This window comes from Ignavibacteriota bacterium (assembly GCA_016218045.1).
In the GTDB taxonomy this organism is placed as follows: Bacteria; Bacteroidota; Ignavibacteria; order SZUA-365; family SZUA-365; genus JACRFB01.
Genome location: JACRFB010000023.1, coordinates 1 through 17527 on the forward strand (window position 1 = coordinate 1; position 17527 = coordinate 17527).

The following is a 17527-nucleotide window of genomic DNA, read 5'->3' on the forward strand; positions in this document are numbered from 1 at the left end:
AACAGCAGATACACTCCTCCGCGGAACACGAAGCCGCCGGAAGCACGGTATTCGAAGCCGGGATTAATGAAGCCGCGGCACGCCGAGACCTCTTCTGCTATAAATATTTTTTTTAATGATGCCTTACCGAAAACGCCTCCGTATAAAAAGAGAGGTAGTTTGGCCAATGGGGAGTTAGTCAGATTTTGGCCGTAAGTGTCGATATGGTAGGGATTTGCGGCGCATCAGAAGGTGTGGCCAGAATTTCCGTTTTTTATCGAAATAATCCGCAGGAAACAGGTGGTTTGGCCAGAATTTGGGAGGGTTTTAACGCTGTTTTACCGTGATTTTCCATCACGAAAACACCGGTTTAGGCGTCAGGTGACAACTCGGACAGGTCGCTGATGTGTGTAACAGAGCCGCGAATAGCGGCCAGTGTGACCTGCGCCTCGGAGATGATGGCCCGTAACATGACATCGTCCAAAGATTTTTGGTCTACCGGCTCACCGTTGTTCTCCCTAACAATACGTGCTGCCTGTGCAAGCTCGGTGGCGCGCTTCAAAATGCCCACGATTTCATGATTCATGGCACCTACATCGTGCAGCTGCTTGACCAAATCGCCTAATTCCCCCATAGGCGCATTTTCCGGCGCGTTGCCGTACAGCAACCATTGCATATTCAGATCCGGGCATTTTTCAGCGACCAATTTTAGGTTGACGGTCTTCCGCGTTCTCCATGCGGACACAGAACTTCTTGCCAAACCCATAAAACCGGCCAAATCATCATCTGTTTCGACATGAAGATAAGACTTCAGCCGAGACAGTACTGCATCGACATTTTTCAGCTTCGGGCTTGACATGCTAATTAATGCAACGTATATTGCGCTGGTTAATAAGACGTTTTGCAACGTAAGCGGAGCGAGTGACAATGTCAACAGTAGAAAAAGAAAAAACGATAAGACTCACCCGCGCGGAATTGAGGCGCAGACCGTATCGAGGGATACTGTCTGAGATAGCGAAAGAGCGAGGGGTGACTCATTCAGCTATTCAGAACGCCCTGTGGCGAGACCGCAATGAGACAATTTGGAAGATACTCATTCAGAAGGTCGCTGCGCGGCGGAACGCGTTGGAAATGAAGCGATCCCGCATAATAAACGCTGCACTCTCAACGGGAATAGATATTAGGGAGGCTGCATGAGCCGGTTCTATGGCGATGCTCGCAATGCCAGCCGTGCCGTAGTTGAACGAATAAAGGATTCATACCGCCTGCGTTACGACGCCGAAGTTGCTCGCAGGATGGGTGTGTCTCCCGTGCGGTTCGCACAATGGATGCACCGCGACAACATACCTTATAGGCTGATCGTTGCCAGCTTCCCTGAATTAGATCTCAATTACGCATTCCGGGGCCAACCGGCTGACGGTGCAGCATCTCCTAGCGGTGAAACGTTGGACCACTCGACACAAATGAGCAGCGGTGTGACGGTAGCATTGGAACACCTACCAGTGCACATCCAGGCCGCATACTGGCAGTGGGTGTTGGAGCGCCTGGAAGAAAAAAGGCCGGGATTCAAACATCCTGACGGGCCTAGAACCTGCAACCAACCTGCAACCTGAACCTGCAACCTAAAGCGAACCTGCAACCTGACGGTAACTCGCGTGAAATCAACGAACAAGAGCAGTAGACGCGCATCAGACGTATGGCTCAGTCGCGATGAAACCTGCAACCTGCTAGGAATTACACGGCAGGCACTGGATAAGCGACGGAAAAAGCCCGGAGTCTGCCACTATGTCACACGGCCGGTCGTCCGCCGAGGTGGACTGCAGCACGAATACGCACTCTCGAGTCTTCCCCTTGAAGCCCAGGCTAAGTACCATGCTCAGCAACTCGCGACCAAGGGCGCGACGATGGAGGATCCGGCGCAGCGGAACGATGTAGACCTGGGTCTCGAGCTCGAACGGTACATTTCCGAGCCCGAGTACAACCGCCGGAAAGCGGAACGGGACTTGATTCTAATGCAGGAATTCGAAGGTCTCAACGGCAAGGATCTCGATGCTGCTGTAGCGGCGTGGAATAAGGCCCATGCAGATGATCCGCGCATGCAGACCAGCTCGCGATCAGTCCGCCGGATGCGGACGCAGCACCAGAAATATGGCGTAGAGGGGCTCCTCGCCAAATACGGAAGGAACCGGAACCGCAGTCTGGCGATCGAGGATCTAGGTCCATTACAACAGCATGTGTACGCCAATTTTAAAACGAACTATTTGGATGATAGGAGCCCTTCGGCGGCTGCTTGCTGCCTCGCGGCGCAGGGACTTGCGATCGAAATTGCAGAGCGGATTGCCCCGGCGATGGTGCCAGATTTGCGCGCGCGATTCCCGCACGCCTCGACTTTCGTCCGTGCAATACACGCCGAACTCGGGGAGTCGCAGGTGTACCTGGCGCGTGCGGGCTACCAGGCGTGGAATCGCCGGTACGCCTCTCATATAGAACGTGACGACGCGGGCGTGGCGGCCGGCCGTGCGTGGATCTCGGATCATCACCAGCTCGACGAGATGTGGCTCGCGCGCCTGCGCGACGATGCGAATGTGCCGGCGGAACTCAGGCGCGCCCTGCAGGACGACGCGGCGCTGTTCGATGGGACGCAACGGCGGCCGTGGCTCACCGTCTGGCGCGATTACAAGACGGGCCTGTGGCTCTCGTGGGAATGCCGGTTCTCGTCGCCGAATGCGCAGCGAGTCATGACCACTTTTGCTCAGGCGGTATTGCGGTACGGTCTGCCTGACGAGATCGTGATTGACAATGGAAAAGACTACCGCGCGAAGGACTTTGCCGGCGGACGGCTTAAGGTCGAGGTCGACGAGCGGACCACGAAATCGATGCTCGCCATCCTCGGAGTCAGGGCACGATTCGCCTGGCCGTACCACGGGCAGAGCAAGGCGATCGAACGCGACTTCCGCACCTTCGACGGATGGAAGAGCCGGTTCACACCGGGGTACACAGGCAACAGCGCGGCGAACAAGCCGGAGTCTGCCGGATCGGCCGCGATGCGCCGGGCGCTGTTGTGTTACGACGAGGGGGTCGAGCTGCTGGATCAGTTTGTAAATACCATCCTCCACACGGCTGCCTCGAACGGGAAGAATATGCGCGGCCGCTCGCGCCTGCAGGCATGGGCGGAGGAGTTCCACGGCCTCCGCACGGTGACGCAGGAGTCGATCGCACTGCTGACGATGCGCACCACGCCGCCCCGTCTCATCGGCCGCAACGGTGTGATGATCAACGGCCGTAACTGGTACGCACCATGGATGGAGAAGTACAAGAGTACGCGCGGCGGCATGCGGATATACCTGCGCGTGCCCGACGACGAGACGGCGGGCGAGGCCTGGTGCTTCTCGGCCGAGACTGACGAATACATGGGGCGTGCGCAGAGCGACATGTTCCGTGCACCTGGCCTGGCTGTTACAGAAGAGGAGAGCACCCGGGTCTCTGACGCGATTCGGCTCATGAAGGACACACACAATGCCGCGCGCGCAGCCGTGCGTCGCGACGGCGTCCCAGACGTGCGCGACGTACAGAGGCACATCGCGCGGGCGCTTGAATCAGGCGCTGTGCCGGCAGGACGGACTGTGGAAGTGCGCGAGGCAGAGGGACTCGATCTGGCAGCGCATGCAGTGTCGCCCGAGGGTGTCATACTCGCGCATGCGGGTGAACGCGTGACGCCGGCGATTGCCGAGGCGCTACTGGCTGCAGGAATCACACACGTGCAGGTGGCGCCGGATCGCAGACAGATCCAGATCAGCGCGGCCGACCGCGCAATTGCCGAGGATGCGCAGATTCAGCGCACCGGCACATACGCATTCCCCGAGCCGCCCGAGAAACCGGCACGGCGCAAGTGGAGCACCTGGCGCTCGGACGAGGTCGGATCAGGAGATGAAATATGAAGCACGATGATGTGGAATGGACGACCGCCATCAACACATGGATGCACTTCTCACTCTTGCGTGAAGCAGCGATCGATCCGCACGCCGAGTGGTGGATTCGCACTCACATCACCCAATGGCTGAAACACGTCGACGCGGCGACGGCGCTGCTCCTGCTCGATATGATGCAGATGTGGGAGGACATCCGTGAGTACTACAGTCAGTTCTATCAGCAGATACAGGACAACCTCATCGTGCCCGACACCCGTGCCGGACTCATGTCGATGAAAGATATCCGCGAGATGCTTCGCGACATCGCCGGCACTCAAAACGTAGACGAAAATCTCCCATAAATAAGCGGAGGGCGCGCTGTTTACCAGGCAATCGCGCCCTCCATCACACGAAACCGGACCCTTGCGGGACCGATCACAGGAGGAAATGTATGGCAGACCTAACAAGCGATCAACTGCGAGCGGCATTCAACGCGCGCGTCGACAGGTGGGGCAAAGGCGCAGTCTCGCGTGCAGCAAAGAGCATAGGGTGCTCGGCGTCGGTGCTGTCGATGTGGCGCCAGGGCCGTTACGCGGGCGACAACGCCGGCGTCGACATAGCTGTCCGCGCCTGGCTCGAACGCGTCGATGAACGCGAATCAGTGCTGAGTGAGGAGCGCCTCCCGTTCCTGGACACGTCGATTGCGCGGGCCGTGTTCGAAGTGGCAAAGCGCGCACACGTGCACAGCGGGATGTACCTGGTGTGCGGCCCGAGTGGTGTGGGCAAATCGCGCGCGGTGCGCGAGTACGCGATGCGCAACCCGGATGTGATCCTCGTCGAATGCCACCGCATGCTGCGCACACGTGAACTGATCGGCGATCTGCACCGCGCAGTAGGACTCGACGGCAAGGGTACGGTGCATCACATGATGCGTGATCTGGTGGAGAAGCTGCGCGATAGCGGCCGCCTCATCATCGTCGACGAGGCGGAGAACCTATCGGCCGCATCCCTGGACGAAGTGCGCCGCCTGCACGATTGGGCTGATGTGGGCGTCCTCTACGTCGGGCTCGAACGGCTCTACTTCAACCTGCGTCAGATGCGCGGCGACTTCGAGTACATCATCAACAGGATCCGCAATTACCGGCGGCTCGACAACCTCAAACCGGCCGACACGGCACTGTTCGTGAGCACACAGTTCGAACGGGGCAACGGCAGTGATGCGCTCACGAAAGCATATCACAGCGTGTCGCGTGGGAACGCCCGCGTGTTGCGTGATCTGATCTTCGATTCTCTTGAAGTGTCGCGGGTGAATAAAACCGCGGTGACGCGTGAGATGATCGAGGCGATTGCCGAGGAGGGGCGGGTCTGATGCTTATCCCTTACACCAAACCGGAATGGCTGCGCGCGCTGAACGAGCAGCTCGTGCCCGAGGTGGATTTTGTGTTGGTGCGTCGCCAGGACCTGACAACTCTGCAGGCGGAGCTCGAACTATCACACCAGGTGGCGGAAACGCTTGGCCGTGAACTGGACTCGGCACGGGCGATGCTCGAAAGCTCGAGGCGTCATAGGCGCGCGCTGCTCGTCACCGTGAAGGGGCTGCGCAATACTGTCACGCATCAGCGATTCCTCGCCCGACTCTCGTCGGACGCGATCCGCGAAGAGCGCCGCGCGGCACGCGAAGCTGCAAGCAGGCGAGGTGCATGATGCCCGACGAAGCAAAACTCATACAGCTCATCCACACGCTCCGCTCCAAGCTCGGCCTCGACGACGAGACCTACCGCGCGATGCTCGCCGGCTACATGGTGGCCCAGACGCGCAGGCCCGCCGAGTCTTCGAAAAACCTCTCGTACAGGCAGCTCCAGGACCTCTGCAAAACACTCACTGACCGCGCCGTCGCCGCCGGCATCTGGACGCCATGGCAGGCGCGCGTCGACCGTGACCGGCTCGCATCACGCCCCACGATATTTGCCACCGACAGCCAGCTCGCGATGCTCGAGGGGATGTGGGCGCTCGTGTCGCGCCAGCCGGATCAGGAGTCACGAGAGCGGGCCTTTGACCGGTTCATACACCGGCGGTTTCACTACGGCGGCCTGCGCATGCTGCCGCGTCACGAAGTGTACAAGGTGGCACATGCGCTGCACGCGATGATCGAGCAGCTCACGCCGCTCACCGACGAGGAACGCGCCGAACAGGAAGCTGCGCTCGAGAGCGCGATGGAGCTGATACGTGAGAGCAGGCGCAAGGGCAAGGTGCGCACATGATATGGCTCACACTCATTGCCGTCGTGGCCGCACTGGCAACGGTGGCTCGCATCTACTCACTCGTAAAGCACGACGAAATCATAATGACACAATGGATGGAGAACCGAGATGCCACGACACACAGATGATCTGATCGCCGAAGGCGTGGAGCTCACGCGCAGGATCGCCGAGTTGCGGGCGCAGTTGTACCTGGTCACTAGCGAGCTGGAACCGCGATTCCCCGCGCAGAAGACACACGAGGAAATCGAATCGCCCGCCGGCCGCGCCGTGCGCACGGTGCGACGCGAATACATGGTCGCGCCCGGACGGCTCGCGGATCTGCGCGCACTGCTCGGAACGGCGTACGCACACATGATCTCTGAGGAATACCCGATGACGCCCACGCGCGCGTTGCTTGATCTTATCAAGGACGAGCGCAGCATGATCGGCCAGAACATCCGCCGGCTCGGTCTGGTCGTCGCCGAGACAAAGCGCCCGATCGTGTTCCGTGCGCCGAACGGCGGCATGGTTGTCGGTGATGCGCAGGCGCCCATATCCTCGATCGGCCAGATACTTGCGGCAGACGCCGCCAACGGAGTGGGCCGTGAAAACATCAATTGATCAGGCGCTGCGCGACCCGGCCGCGCGCGAGAACGGCGTGCGTGATGCTGCGCGCGTCGAGGCGGCTATCGCCGAAACCGTGACGTCGTTCGGCCGAGAACGCTACTTCGACACCTTCCACCTTTCGGAGTTGGCGGAGTACGTCCGCACGCGCTGCGGTACTGTGGCCCCGGATTCCGCGGGCCGCATCCTGCGCGCGCTTCGTAAACGCGGCGTGGTCGATTACCACGTCGTCTCCCGCGCGGAATCTCTCTACTGCATCACCCGCGTGGAGGACTGATGAACGCCTGGGATCGCAACTCACCTCCGCCGCCGGCGAGCATACACAAGACGGTGTACGTGCTTGCCAGCGGCCGTCATTACGAAATCAGTTTCGGATTCGGCACTCCAATGTTCCGGTGCCGCAGATGCAGCCGTGTTTTGAAACAGCCATCCTGCCGCTGCTCCGGTGGCAGGATCTCGGGCGATGCTGTCGGTTCCGGCACCATCAGCCGATCAAACAATCGTTACACAAAACCAAGGAGATCTACCACATGACGACCACCACACCGCAGAGCAGCCAGTACTCAAACCTGCTGGATCTGCTCGCCTTGTTCACCGAGGGCACATCGCGTATCGCCGAACTCGAGCAGCGCGCCTCCGAGCACATGATCGAGTTTCTGGACGAGATCCGGGCCGAGTATGCGCAGCTCCAGGCGAGCGTTGCCGAGGCGCAGGCCGCGATCGAATCTGCAGTGCTGCAGCATCCCGAGTGGTTTGCAGGCAAGTCGACGCTGCGCACGCCATTCGGCAGCGTGGCGAAGCGCAAGGCCACTTCGCTCGACATCCAGAAACCCGAACTGACCATCGCGCTGATCCAGCAGGACGACACACTCGACGACGCGGTATACCTGCGCGTGGTCGAGGGCGTGAACAAGGAGGCGCTGAACCTGCTCGACGACGCAACCCTGCGCCGACTGCGCGTGCGCCGCATCACCGAGGAGAAGCTCACCGTGAAACCGCTCAGCGTGTCGCTCGGAACGGCCGTCAAGGCGCAGGAGCAGGGCGACGAGGAACGCGCCGCAGCGTGAGCACGCGTAGCATGAATACACACTGTATCACGTGCCGGATGTGCGCCACGGTTATCCTGCTCCGCGGGGGATCAGCCGCGGCGCACATCACGTGCACCACGACGGGGGAACACCGGACGCACCTCATGCCCGGTGCCCGCCTCGACTGTCACAACACACGCGCCGGCGCGGAGTCGATCGACACCGAGATGCCGCCGGCGGATCCAGGTAACATAGACTCTCCGAGATGATATGGGACGCGACGAACAATTATCGTATGCGATGTCACTCACCGACCAGCTCCTTGCCGTGTGGACGAAGCTTGGCGGAAAACACGCCGAGTGGACCGAGCACAGCATACACGAGGCGCTGTACAAGCGAGGCCGTACCCTCACGCTGCACACGGCGTTCACGGAGTACAACCAGGTGGAGCTGTCGAGATCGATCGGCATGATGAAGCGCAGGCTGGCCGAATATCAGAAGAAATGGAACACGCAGTGGAAGGCCGAGGCCGACGCCCGGCAGCAGCGCCTACTCGACGACGAGCTGACGCAGGACGAGTGCTACACCTATGATCAGGTGATGGAGTACATGGACGCGAACGCGCGCACGGCGCACCCGGCACAACTGTTCGCCTACGAGCGGACCATCGGGCGCACGGCGTATTACAGGAAACGCGACAAACCGCTTGCTCTGTACGGCGAGCGCGAAGCTGATACCATTGCACGAGAGATGGCGGGCGGCCGCCGCATTGACGAGTTGTTCGAAGTGGTGCATGAAACGGGGCTTGGCCCTGCGATGTATCGCGCGCTGTTCACATTTGCTTCGCGTGGCGAGTGACGGAGGTCCGTATGGTGCATCCAGACATTCTCCGCAACGTGCGGATTGAAGATCTGCCCGATGGCGACGTACGCCGCATCGCCGAACGCTGCGGCCTCGAGGTGGCCTTGTCTCTCGTGGAGGGCTACAGCGGGCTCACGATCTACATTCCGCGAAACACGCTGCACGGTTTTGTGCGGCGCTATGTGCGTGAAAACCACCGGCGCCTTTCGCCAAAGGAACTGGCGCTGGCACTCAACGTGACGGTCTCGCATGTCTACTCGATACTGCGGGAAAATGGAATGGCGCAGAATCAGGCATCGCTCTTTGAGAGCGAGGAAAAAGCCGCGTGAAGCGGTAGATTGCGCCAATGACTTACCACGCGTGAAGGGCTCACGCGCGGAATGTACATCACAAATCGGAGTGCACCATGAATCTGCAGAAAGGAACAACGATTCTCATTTGCGCATTAATCCTGGCTTCGTTTGCCGGGTGTTCAAACACGAAGGACTACGAGACTAATTCAAGGGCTGCACAGGATTTGATGAAGCTGTACGAGGCCGATCTCATTAAGCAGGCGGAAGAATATCAAGGCATCTGGGGCGCTGCGATCAGTTCTGGATATAAGGACTTTAATACTGAAATCAATGCACACAAGATGATGCTTGTTGCCGAAAAACGAGACGTGACGGACGACCCGCGAAAGGCGAGAATCGACTCTCTCGTAAAGTCGCTTGCCGACGTGCCGTCTGGATCCGAGCAGCTGCACGGCAAGATCGCTGAGCTGTACGGACACCTCAACCAAATCTACGAGCTGGCCAAGTTCCCACGCGGAAACTTCAATTCATACACGTCAGAGATCAGAGAGATGGCCAGCGGGTTTGAGCGCCTGTGCAGTGAGGCCGACGCCTACTACAAGCATTGAGATGGTCCCAGCTAATGCTGGAGTACGTCGAACATACCCGCTACAACGCACACAGCCCCCGGAGACGGGGGCTGTTCTGTTATACACGCGATCACAAATCGTCGAAAACCACGGGTATTTTATCGCGAAATTCTTCAAGCAGTGGAATCATCACTTCGCGCATTTGAGGATGAGCAGCCGGTGCTGTCCGTTGGCGCAAGATGGTTCGCCATTCTCTCAAATTTGCCGTAAGCATTATCTCGGTTTTCAGCGAATTCGGTAAGATGCTGCGGGCCATCTGTGGCTGAACTCCAAGCTCAATCATTCTCAAATACTGCTGCTCGATGGAACGCAGTGCCTCGCCCCATAGCCTTTGCGCGTCTGAATGCATGTGGCGCCGGGCGTCAATAAAGGTCAACTCACCCCCAAATTTGCCCTTCGAATAATTGCAATACCTGGTTGACTCTTGACTGAAAGAAGCTATTCGGTGACGAACGAGTTCATGACTCACGCCTCGGTCAACAACGAATCGTACGGTAATCGATACGTGTTCGATGACACTCTCATGGTGAGAGTCGATGAGCATTCTGACGAAGGACGCGGCGGAATCCGCGGTGATGCGGTTTTCGGATTTGTAACACACCCTGCCACACAACTCGATATGGCGGAGCATGCTGAACGCATCGATCGGCGTTACAATCTCGTACGATGCTGCGATGAGTTTCATTATTTTCGACCTGAAATAATGTTTGTGTGATTGGAGGTTGGTATGCCCGAAGAACATCAAAACGCGATGCTGGTCCTGTACCGATTTTCAGGCGGCGCACCGCGATCCAGCAAACTACTTCGTGTGCTGCATTCTGCTGTTTCGCGATATCAGGTCCTTTGGCCAGGCGCCATCGTGGTTGAGCACAACGGTGGCGCAACGGCTGTGTTTGAGGCGGTTAGAGGACACCTTGTTCTACGCGACCGGTTTTACGTGTTTCCGTTCAGTGCTGCGTGGGCCGGACAGGGAGATCCACGCGTGCATAGACGCATCGAGGAGCTCGAGTTTTGGCAAAGATCTGAGGCTACCGCCGGCGAAGAATAACGCCAAACAATGGCCGCTAGCTGGGCTTCCAAGGGGAAGTCGTCGTCGATTCGAGACAGTATGCCCGTGGTGATCAGGTCCTGATATTCCGTGCGCGACACAGCGATGTCGCGCGAGGGCGCAGCCCCGGCTGCGAGGGAGCCCAGATATTCGAGGTGTGTCATAGTCTTGCGCGCCTTTAGCTGCGCCAGGTATGAGTTCCGCCTCCAAGTTGGCCTGTGTTCGTGCGTGTACGTGCGAAACGCGCGGCCGCGACGTGAGCACAGGAATTTCAGCCAAGCGCTGTCCGCTCCGAGTCGCCGAGCGATCGGTTCAATGGTAAGCCTTGGTGTAAGCGGGACGCCGTGTAATTGAGGATTAAGAATCATGTAGCTTGGCCCTCCGAACACACAAGGCGATTATTCGACTGTGCTGCTGAGACCGGCTTTGCAATATCCACGTCAACACCTTGAACAAATCCGTCGACGAACGACTGATCGGATTTCCCTTTATTGATGCTGCGCTTCGATAGAGCGCCACCTAGATATTGATCCACGAAATTCACGAGCTTGGCATCGGCATGGACGACAATTCCTGTTTCATTATACCAGGCGCGATTCTGGGCGTCGAGCCGTTCGCTCACAGCACAGAAAAATCCGTGTAGAAACGCGCGGTGCCGTTCTATTTTACCGCGGCGCTTGATTCTATGCGACAGCGACTTTTCGTAGATCGACCAACGCTGTTTCGCCACACGCATCAGATAGTCATGAACATATTCTGCAATGAGAATGTCGTGAGGTTTGCCGCAGTAAATCCAATCACAGCCCAGAACCTCCATCGCTCCTGTTGTTATTATTACCGGTATGACTTTGAAGTAGGCTTTCAACAAACTGAAGATCCACGGTTGCTCTATCGGCCTGGATCGCCAGGTGCTACGATTGCATTGCTGTATTACAAATTCGGCCTGCGCAAGATCGCTGTCCGAAATGCCGTATTCTCTCTGCATCTCGCGTGCCTTGGCCAGAGCCAGGGACGCTTCGTGCTCATTGGGTGAACCCGCCAGCGCCAGCAATTTTCTGATTTTACCGATGATTGGGCTGGTCATTTCGTCAGCCGGGAAACTCTAGTTCAATGAGTACCTGACCATCACAGTGCAGCTCATATACAGCTGGCAATGGGGCGTTTCGTACTGCGATGCGCGTATCGTCGCCGTACGTCTGCGCCAAGACGCGCATGTCGCCTAAGGTTTTTAACTGCCCAAGACGGCGACGCAGACAGCTATTGTGGAAAACAGCAGAACGTAGCGCAGTGCGGCCTCTGCGGTGTTTAACCAAAAATTGCTTCTGATTGTAACTGCACTCGTCAGCCAGCTCGGCGATGAGGGCGTCGATTAGAAGCACTAGATAATTTTCCGTTGCAGTGCCGCCATGCTCGCGAACATTCTGCGCGATTTCCGTGCATCGTTTCAGATCTTTCGGCGTCATGTTCACCTCCGCAGATCGAGAAGACTGTTGATTCCCTGGTCGAGGATCTCTCCCTGGACGTCACGGTCTAATGCGCGAAACGCCGCGATCATGGCGTCGGAGTCAGTGAACACAAACCGCAGGAGTTCGTCCTCAGTGCGCGGGACACCGAAGCGCTTGGTAAATCGCGCTACGTCGGCAAGCTGCTCGCGCGTCAGCCGGCCCTTGGGGGCTGTTGCGGCCCGCTCCTCTGCGGCCTCTGCGTCTCGCCTACGTTTCGATCGAATCGTGCGTTGCAGGGTTTTGCGTTCGTCGTCGTCGTGATGCACGGGCGCCAGGTCTGCGATGTCGTGCGATTCAAGCAGCAACGGATCGTGGCGCTCTTCACCTGCGAGCAGTCGCTGCGCGTCGGCGTACGCCTTTACGTGCTGTAGTGTGAGCGTGCGATCGCTCTCGGGCGTTGAGGCGTTGAACGACACGGCGGCAATTGCATCGCCGATCTGGATGAGCTGTTGCACACGCCGGTAGCTGATAGATGTTTTTTCGCACCAGCTTCGCATGCTTTTGTAGCCCTCGGCGGTGTACAGTTCCTGGCGACTGATATTCCAGAACACCTTCGCCTTTACGTACGTGCCGATGTTTACGAAATCGATGCTTGCCTGCAGGTCCTTCAACTCCTTCTTAAGGAGCTGTTTTGCAGTTTTAAAATCGGCAGTTTGGACAGCGGTTTCCATAAAATTTCTCCTTGTTTAAAATTGGCGTAATTACGCCGTATTGACCGATTTGCCTTGAAAAGTGACGAAATTTATTTCGTCACTTTTGTGTCGTGCAGGGAAAATAAATTCCCCCGGTTCATGCCTCCGCGATCAGCGCGCCTATCTCCTCGATGTCCTCGTCTTGGACCACGATAAAAGGTCTCGCGGGGATGGGTATGGGATGCGGCGCGGTGAACTGCACGCCCGGTGGGTAGTTGCCGTCCTTTCGCAGGAATTTCGCCATGCCCCCTTCGCCGATGATGTAAGGCGTTCCGCCCGGGTGCTGGATTGTCCCGCCGTATTGATGGATGGCCGCATATACCAGATGTGACGACATGATCACCGACAGGCCGTCTACGCGCGCGTCGATCGACGCAGCGAGCGCGCCTTTATCCTGCAAAACACCACGCGAGTGCGGGCGTTTTGTCGGCTGCCACTTGAGCGTACCGCCCGCCGGCTGGCCGTCAGGTCCCATACTGTAACGGCCTCCTGCCTGGAAGTTTTTCTCCACCGATCGCACAAGCACCTGTGCGATGACCGGCATGAGGGGGGCCGGATCCAGCACGCGCTCGATTGCCGCGAGCAGCTCGGTTGTATCAATCGTGAAGGCTTCCATCGCGCGTCAGTTCAGCGCCTTAAGCAGCAGCGAGAACGTGAGTCCGCGGGCGATTGCAGAGATCGCGATGAGGCCCAGGAACATGATGGTGACATCGCGCAGTGGCTTGGCGCGCCTGTCGAGTAATGTAGTTGCGCCGAGCAGGCCGAGCGCCGCAACGGCTGCACCGAACTTGTCGGCAGTATTGTGTATCGTCTGCACGACGTGCCATCCATCGTGCGGGATCCAGTCGGCATACCATGGCCAGTGAGGCGCGCGATATGCCATGTCTACGAGCCCCGTGGGCTGCCATCCGTGCTGAAATGCCTGCAGCTCGTAGTCGGAGAACGAGCCAAGAGCAAGCAGGACAAAGCCAATGATGATGATGTAAATAGTCTGCTTCATGCTACCTCCATAATCTCCTGCACAACAGCGTCTCGCGCCGCGCGCAGGTGCAGGAGCCGCGCTGGCAGGTTCTGTTCCATCGCTGCTGCAAGGATCTGCGCGAGCGCCACGGCGCGCTGCGCACTGAGTCCGAACAGCGACACGAATTCGTTCAGCGTGATGTGGCAATCAAACGCATCCATCTGCAGTGCCGGCTGATGCCTGTATCCGTTTTCGACAGCCAGGATCTGTTTGTCGATGTACGCGACGGCTTTGTTCAAATCGCGTGTGGCGTCGGGTGTTTTGTCACCTGCGCGTACGATGTACTGGAACGCCGCCGAGAGCATGAAGTCGAGCCCCCGCGCGCCGATAAAATCCCAGACCTGCACGTTGCCGCGCTGGTAGTAGGACGGGCTGAACTCAGATGACGTTGTGTTTTCCATGACTCTCCTGTAAGTTGGATCATGCTCCGGTGACACGGTGAATCTTCCGGCCGTAGGCGCCTTAACAAGGCTGACCGCTATGCGAGAGAATGGAAGTACTCGCCCGGAGCATTTATCATTCCTCTTGCCGCTCGAATACCACCGTACCTCGTTTCCGCACACGCGCGACATCCTGTGCGTCGGTTTTTCTGAACGAGCGCAGATAGACGGCGCTTCCGTCCTTTGTGCCACGCGCGACGGCATGGTACCACACTTCCCCTGACCGTGTGAAGATGAGCGTATCTGCGCGTTCACGAATCACGACGTCGGGATCGCCGATGATTACCGGCAAAGCACGGTAGTCGTCCGGCGTCATTTCTGGATGCTTCACCGCCTGTTCGGCCACTGTTTCAGACGAGAGCAGCACGCTGTTCGTTTGAACGCCGATCGCCTTTTGCAACGCTTTGGACATGATCGCGGCGGTTACATTACCACTGCCCTTACCTTCAAGAAGGCGGTTAAACACCACACTGTTTGCCACGTCAGTGACAAATGCAGCGGCCAAACGGCTATCCTTCCCGCGCAGATCCGGCTGCCAGTCGACACTGCCAGGATTGTAACTGAATCCCGGCCCGGTGCTGTACACCTCGTCCCCGATCTTGAGAGTCGCCACCGTGCGCAGCTCGCCAGTGCGCTCACTCACAAGTACTTCGGATTCGCCCAGGGCGCCCTCGCTCGTGGAGACCTCGAGGTTGTCTCGTTTAAGTTCACGCGCGCTGAGGGACGAGACGCGCGATCGGCAATTCCAGTGGTTCGGCGGGTACATCACCGACCAGATCGGATCGTCGTAGCGGTACACACGGCCGTTGATTCCGGCGCAGATCGTGGTGGTGCGTTCGTCGCCCGGGTTGTTGTACTGCCAGTACGGCCGCTGCTCCGCAACTTCTACCATGCGCCGATAGCGGCCTGCATTCAGCGCCGACTGCATGTTCATGCGATAGATTGTGCGCAGCCGATGCGGTGCACCAAGGAGCGGCGGCCGTTTGTCTGCCGGCGTAATCTGAGCGCCGCTCGCGTCAGTGGGGAACGGCACGCCGTGCTCGTCGACGAGTTGCCCCTGATCATTACGCGGCCAGGATCTGCCCCACCATCCGGCAAGTTTTAAAAACGGTTCAAGCGATCGCTGGAATTTATCGAGCGAAATCCCGTCTGACACAGCACGGTCAACCATCTGTCGTATGCCTTCGAGCACGTCGAGGTTCATTGCCTTCGCGACAGTGAATGCGCGAGCCTGAGACTCCTGCCACACGTCACGCCAGTCGTATCCGACGGCATAGCCCTTCGCGCGCAAAAACTCCACCGCCTTTTCCGGTGGAAGACGAAATGCGACCTGTAACAGATCGGCGGCCGGCGGCATCAGTTTACTACCAGGCTCTGCAGCGAGGTCGAGCCATCGCCGCGGTCGATTCTGTACCCGGGGCTTGCCAGGTCGGTGCGATCAGGACAGGCGACGCGCACGCGCGCCGAAACGAGATACAATATGCCTGGCAACGGATCCGGCAGGTTGATGACACGTGCAAGCCGGCGACGTTCAAGACGCACGCCGCCGATCTCGCGCACGTCTGCCACCTCCTCCACAACGCGAGCCACACGGCCGCACGGTTCGAACGTGCGCGAACCCAACACGATGTCATGCGCGGTACAGTTGATGAACACCGATCGCGACGGGTGCGGTGTGTCGTGCGCAGCACCTCGTTTTGCGCGTGTGGCGCGCGCCATGCGGTGCTTTGGCTGTTTCGCCTTCTGCCACTTCGGCCGTTTACGCATCCTGCCTCCCCTGCATCTCCGCGAGGAAGTACATCATTGCGATCGTCTGCTGCAGGCGCTCGGTATCCATGTCGGAATAGACAGAAGCGAGGCCGTCCTCGACCTCACGGTACGACCGGGCACGTTTCACAAAATCGATGACGGGCTGCACCGCTGGTGCGATTTGCTGCTGGAGATCTGCGTCGGCAAACGTGTCCAGCATTGCGTCCACCGCGGCCTGATCCGGGAACGTGCCCGGCTCCGCAAACGTGGCGGGCGTTGCAGGTGTGGCGCCCGCCGGCTTCTCCTCAATCTGCTCGTCGTCGAGGTAATATGCGCTGGTGAAATACGACCGCGTCAAGCGCAGACCAGATTTATCCAGCGCGGTCGAAAGTTTATCGTCGCGCTCGGCCAGGTCCTTGTCCACATCGCGGCGTTCGTACAGCATGAGCGATGGTGACTCCTGCGTGTTCCAGTTCACCTCAGCGATCCATCGCAGTATCGTATTCATCCCCTTCTCAATCTGACGCGCCAGTGCGAATGCTGCGCTGTTGAGGATGCTCTCGCCGGTCTTGCTCGACGCATACCCTCCCCCATTGTCCGAAACATCGGACGTCATCGTCTGATGAATGATCGAGAGCGAGATCTCGTCGTTGAGGAATGAGAGGAACGAGCGGTGCGCCTCGCCGCCGCCCTTGATGTCCACCTCCATTGTCTCGTACGACTGCGTGTCGGTGAGGACGAGTACTGCATCCTGGATCATGCGCTGCCCGGCGCTGAGCGCCTGCGACCGCTCGGTGTCTGTGGCGGATGCCGGCACCTTGATCATCACATGCGGGACGCCGAATTTCTCCACGAATAGTAACCAAAACTTGATACCACCGCGCTTGAATGTGACAGGCCAGAATGCGCCGGACAGGGCGCCGATCCCGTACGGATTGTCGTACGAGGCATCGATGGCTGCAAATAGAAAGTTTTTCGTCGCCGGATCGATGGGTATGCCGTCGCGGTTGTCCTTCGTGAAGTACTTCCACCATGTGTTTGGATCGTACGCGAACCACTCCTGGGGTTTGGCAAGCGCGACCTTGGGCATGATCAGGTTGCCACGCACGGTCTGCTGCCAGGGAATCTCGAACGGCTGATAGCCGTGATTCCAGGCCTCAACGTATCCGTCGATGAACGACTGAAAGTCAAAGTCGCGCAGCCACTCGACGCACTCCCGCTTGTAACGGTTCTTTGAGCGCCCGCGGTCGAGGTCCCATTCCAGCGCCTTTACCGCCGACGACAACTGCTGCGTACAGGCGCGTACCATGGCATCGTAATACAGGGTGCGGTACACATCGATCTTCCGCCCTGCCTTGCGTAGAATTTCGTCGGGATTTGGCAGGTACGCCATGCCCGACGACATGTCGCGCACGGCTGCCATCGTCACGATCTCATCTTCCGACGGGCGCGCCGGCGGGACCTCCACAAAGTGGTGGTCGTCGAGCCACAGCTTGACATTACTCATATA

General features: G+C 58.6%; 24 protein-coding genes. 13 read left to right on the plus strand and 11 right to left on the minus strand.

What is annotated here, in order from left to right:
• Positions 1-349: 349 nt before the first annotated feature.
• Complete coding sequence (locus HY962_06970; protein ID MBI5646657.1) at positions 350-838, minus strand: helix-turn-helix domain-containing protein; 489 nt, start codon at positions 836-838, stop codon at positions 350-352.
• 334 nt (positions 839-1172) lie between these two features.
• Between HY962_06970 and HY962_06975 the strand changes: the two genes are divergently transcribed.
• From HY962_06975 to HY962_07030, 12 genes are all read left to right on the plus strand, one after another.
• The gene (locus HY962_06975) at positions 1173-1592 is read left to right on the plus strand and encodes a hypothetical protein (GenBank protein ID MBI5646658.1); all 420 of its coding nucleotides are present in this window, start codon (positions 1173-1175) and stop codon (positions 1590-1592) included.
• Positions 1593-1634: 42 nt separating this feature from the next.
• Positions 1635-3917 carry a DDE-type integrase/transposase/recombinase gene (locus tag HY962_06980; protein ID MBI5646659.1) on the plus strand — a complete coding sequence of 761 codons (2283 nt, stop codon included), beginning with the start codon at positions 1635-1637 and terminating at the stop codon, positions 3915-3917.
• A complete protein-coding gene (locus tag HY962_06985; protein MBI5646660.1) occupies positions 3914-4249 on the plus strand; it encodes a hypothetical protein in 336 nt (111 codons plus the stop codon). The genes HY962_06980 and HY962_06985 overlap by 4 nt, the downstream gene beginning before the upstream one ends.
• Before the next feature lie 89 nt (positions 4250-4338).
• The gene (locus HY962_06990) at positions 4339-5256 is read left to right on the plus strand and encodes an AAA family ATPase (protein MBI5646661.1); all 918 of its coding nucleotides are present in this window, start codon (positions 4339-4341) and stop codon (positions 5254-5256) included.
• Positions 5256-5591, plus strand: coding sequence for a hypothetical protein (locus HY962_06995; GenBank protein ID MBI5646662.1), 336 nt, complete (start codon positions 5256-5258; stop codon positions 5589-5591). The genes HY962_06990 and HY962_06995 overlap by 1 nt, the downstream gene beginning before the upstream one ends.
• Positions 5588-6148, plus strand: coding sequence for a DUF1018 domain-containing protein (locus HY962_07000; protein MBI5646663.1), 561 nt, complete (start codon positions 5588-5590; stop codon positions 6146-6148). Before HY962_06995 ends, HY962_07000 begins: the two co-directional genes overlap by 4 nt.
• Positions 6149-6256: 108 nt before the next feature.
• The gene (locus tag HY962_07005; protein MBI5646664.1) at positions 6257-6748 is read left to right on the plus strand and encodes a hypothetical protein; all 492 of its coding nucleotides are present in this window, start codon (positions 6257-6259) and stop codon (positions 6746-6748) included.
• A complete protein-coding gene (locus HY962_07010; protein MBI5646665.1) occupies positions 6732-7028 on the plus strand; it encodes a hypothetical protein in 297 nt (98 codons plus the stop codon). The genes HY962_07005 and HY962_07010 overlap by 17 nt, the downstream gene beginning before the upstream one ends.
• Positions 7029-7281: 253 nt before the next feature.
• Positions 7282-7818, plus strand: coding sequence for a host-nuclease inhibitor Gam family protein (locus tag HY962_07015; GenBank protein MBI5646666.1), 537 nt, complete (start codon positions 7282-7284; stop codon positions 7816-7818).
• A gap of 231 nt (positions 7819-8049) precedes the next feature.
• Complete coding sequence (locus HY962_07020) at positions 8050-8637, plus strand: hypothetical protein (protein MBI5646667.1); 588 nt, start codon at positions 8050-8052, stop codon at positions 8635-8637.
• An 11-nt stretch (positions 8638-8648) separates the two neighbouring features.
• Complete coding sequence (locus HY962_07025; protein ID MBI5646668.1) at positions 8649-8969, plus strand: hypothetical protein; 321 nt, start codon at positions 8649-8651, stop codon at positions 8967-8969.
• Positions 8970-9046: 77 nt separating this feature from the next.
• Positions 9047-9541 (plus strand): hypothetical protein, encoded by a 495-nt coding sequence (locus HY962_07030; GenBank protein MBI5646669.1) that lies wholly within the window; start codon positions 9047-9049, stop codon positions 9539-9541.
• Positions 9542-9632: 91 nt separating this feature from the next.
• On the opposite strand, the gene thyX is transcribed toward HY962_07030, so the two are convergent.
• Complete coding sequence (gene thyX, locus HY962_07035; protein MBI5646670.1) at positions 9633-10247, minus strand: FAD-dependent thymidylate synthase; 615 nt, start codon at positions 10245-10247, stop codon at positions 9633-9635.
• 42 nt (positions 10248-10289) lie between these two features.
• Between thyX and HY962_07040 the strand changes: the two genes are divergently transcribed.
• A complete protein-coding gene (locus HY962_07040; protein MBI5646671.1) occupies positions 10290-10610 on the plus strand; it encodes a hypothetical protein in 321 nt (106 codons plus the stop codon).
• Positions 10611-10974: 364 nt separating this feature from the next.
• Here HY962_07040 and HY962_07045 read toward each other — a convergent pair whose 3' ends face one another.
• From HY962_07045 to HY962_07085, 9 genes are all read right to left on the minus strand, one after another.
• A complete protein-coding gene (locus tag HY962_07045; GenBank protein ID MBI5646672.1) occupies positions 10975-11694 on the minus strand; it encodes a DUF2786 domain-containing protein in 720 nt (239 codons plus the stop codon).
• 4 nt (positions 11695-11698) lie between these two features.
• Entirely contained in the window at positions 11699-12073 is a 375-nt protein-coding gene (locus HY962_07050; GenBank protein MBI5646673.1) for a hypothetical protein, read from the minus strand.
• A 2-nt stretch (positions 12074-12075) separates the two neighbouring features.
• A complete protein-coding gene (locus tag HY962_07055) occupies positions 12076-12786 on the minus strand; it encodes a hypothetical protein (protein ID MBI5646674.1) in 711 nt (236 codons plus the stop codon).
• 118 nt (positions 12787-12904) lie between these two features.
• On the minus strand, positions 12905-13423 hold the full coding sequence (locus tag HY962_07060; GenBank protein MBI5646675.1) for a phage virion morphogenesis protein: 519 nt from the start codon (positions 13421-13423) through the stop codon (positions 12905-12907).
• Positions 13424-13429: 6 nt separating this feature from the next.
• Positions 13430-13807, minus strand: a complete 378-nt coding sequence (locus HY962_07065; protein ID MBI5646676.1) for a hypothetical protein — start codon at positions 13805-13807, stop codon at positions 13430-13432.
• The gene (locus HY962_07070) at positions 13804-14229 is read right to left on the minus strand and encodes a DUF3310 domain-containing protein (protein ID MBI5646677.1); all 426 of its coding nucleotides are present in this window, start codon (positions 14227-14229) and stop codon (positions 13804-13806) included. The genes HY962_07065 and HY962_07070 overlap by 4 nt, the downstream gene beginning before the upstream one ends.
• A 115-nt stretch (positions 14230-14344) precedes the next feature.
• Positions 14345-15625 (minus strand): minor capsid protein, encoded by a 1281-nt coding sequence (locus tag HY962_07075; GenBank protein MBI5646678.1) that lies wholly within the window; start codon positions 15623-15625, stop codon positions 14345-14347.
• Positions 15625-16035, minus strand: a complete 411-nt coding sequence (locus HY962_07080) for a hypothetical protein (GenBank protein ID MBI5646679.1) — start codon at positions 16033-16035, stop codon at positions 15625-15627. Before HY962_07080 ends, HY962_07075 begins: the two co-directional genes overlap by 1 nt.
• Positions 16028-17524, minus strand: a complete 1497-nt coding sequence (locus HY962_07085) for a DUF935 family protein (GenBank protein ID MBI5646680.1) — start codon at positions 17522-17524, stop codon at positions 16028-16030. The genes HY962_07080 and HY962_07085 overlap by 8 nt, the downstream gene beginning before the upstream one ends.
• Positions 17525-17527 lie beyond the last annotated feature (3 nt).

What these genes read in the sequence shown, in the direction of transcription:
- HY962_06970 (MBI5646657.1), bottom strand. Translation starts at nt 838, where the DNA reads ATGTCAAGCCCGAAGCTGAAAAATGTCGATGCAGTACTGTCTCGGCTG.
- HY962_06975 (MBI5646658.1), top strand. Translation starts at nt 1,173, where the DNA reads ATGAGCCGGTTCTATGGCGATGCTCGCAATGCCAGCCGTGCCGTAGTT.
- HY962_06985 (MBI5646660.1), top strand. Translation starts at nt 3,914, where the DNA reads ATGAAGCACGATGATGTGGAATGGACGACCGCCATCAACACATGGATG.
- HY962_06990 (MBI5646661.1), top strand. Translation starts at nt 4,339, where the DNA reads ATGGCAGACCTAACAAGCGATCAACTGCGAGCGGCATTCAACGCGCGC.
- HY962_06995 (MBI5646662.1), top strand. Translation starts at nt 5,256, where the DNA reads ATGCTTATCCCTTACACCAAACCGGAATGGCTGCGCGCGCTGAACGAG.
- HY962_07000 (MBI5646663.1), top strand. Translation starts at nt 5,588, where the DNA reads ATGATGCCCGACGAAGCAAAACTCATACAGCTCATCCACACGCTCCGC.
- HY962_07005 (MBI5646664.1), top strand. Translation starts at nt 6,257, where the DNA reads ATGCCACGACACACAGATGATCTGATCGCCGAAGGCGTGGAGCTCACG.
- HY962_07015 (MBI5646666.1), top strand. Translation starts at nt 7,282, where the DNA reads ATGACGACCACCACACCGCAGAGCAGCCAGTACTCAAACCTGCTGGAT.
- HY962_07020 (MBI5646667.1), top strand. Translation starts at nt 8,050, where the DNA reads ATGGGACGCGACGAACAATTATCGTATGCGATGTCACTCACCGACCAG.
- HY962_07025 (MBI5646668.1), top strand. Translation starts at nt 8,649, where the DNA reads ATGGTGCATCCAGACATTCTCCGCAACGTGCGGATTGAAGATCTGCCC.
- HY962_07030 (MBI5646669.1), top strand. Translation starts at nt 9,047, where the DNA reads ATGAATCTGCAGAAAGGAACAACGATTCTCATTTGCGCATTAATCCTG.
- thyX (MBI5646670.1), bottom strand. Translation starts at nt 10,247, where the DNA reads ATGAAACTCATCGCAGCATCGTACGAGATTGTAACGCCGATCGATGCG.
- HY962_07040 (MBI5646671.1), top strand. Translation starts at nt 10,290, where the DNA reads ATGCCCGAAGAACATCAAAACGCGATGCTGGTCCTGTACCGATTTTCA.
- HY962_07045 (MBI5646672.1), bottom strand. Translation starts at nt 11,694, where the DNA reads ATGACCAGCCCAATCATCGGTAAAATCAGAAAATTGCTGGCGCTGGCG.
- HY962_07050 (MBI5646673.1), bottom strand. Translation starts at nt 12,073, where the DNA reads ATGACGCCGAAAGATCTGAAACGATGCACGGAAATCGCGCAGAATGTT.
- HY962_07055 (MBI5646674.1), bottom strand. Translation starts at nt 12,786, where the DNA reads ATGGAAACCGCTGTCCAAACTGCCGATTTTAAAACTGCAAAACAGCTC.
- HY962_07060 (MBI5646675.1), bottom strand. Translation starts at nt 13,423, where the DNA reads ATGGAAGCCTTCACGATTGATACAACCGAGCTGCTCGCGGCAATCGAG.
- HY962_07065 (MBI5646676.1), bottom strand. Translation starts at nt 13,807, where the DNA reads ATGAAGCAGACTATTTACATCATCATCATTGGCTTTGTCCTGCTTGCT.
- HY962_07070 (MBI5646677.1), bottom strand. Translation starts at nt 14,229, where the DNA reads ATGGAAAACACAACGTCATCTGAGTTCAGCCCGTCCTACTACCAGCGC.
- HY962_07075 (MBI5646678.1), bottom strand. Translation starts at nt 15,625, where the DNA reads ATGCCGCCGGCCGCCGATCTGTTACAGGTCGCATTTCGTCTTCCACCG.
- HY962_07080 (MBI5646679.1), bottom strand. Translation starts at nt 16,035, where the DNA reads ATGCGTAAACGGCCGAAGTGGCAGAAGGCGAAACAGCCAAAGCACCGC.
- HY962_07085 (MBI5646680.1), bottom strand. Translation starts at nt 17,524, where the DNA reads ATGAGTAATGTCAAGCTGTGGCTCGACGACCACCACTTTGTGGAGGTC.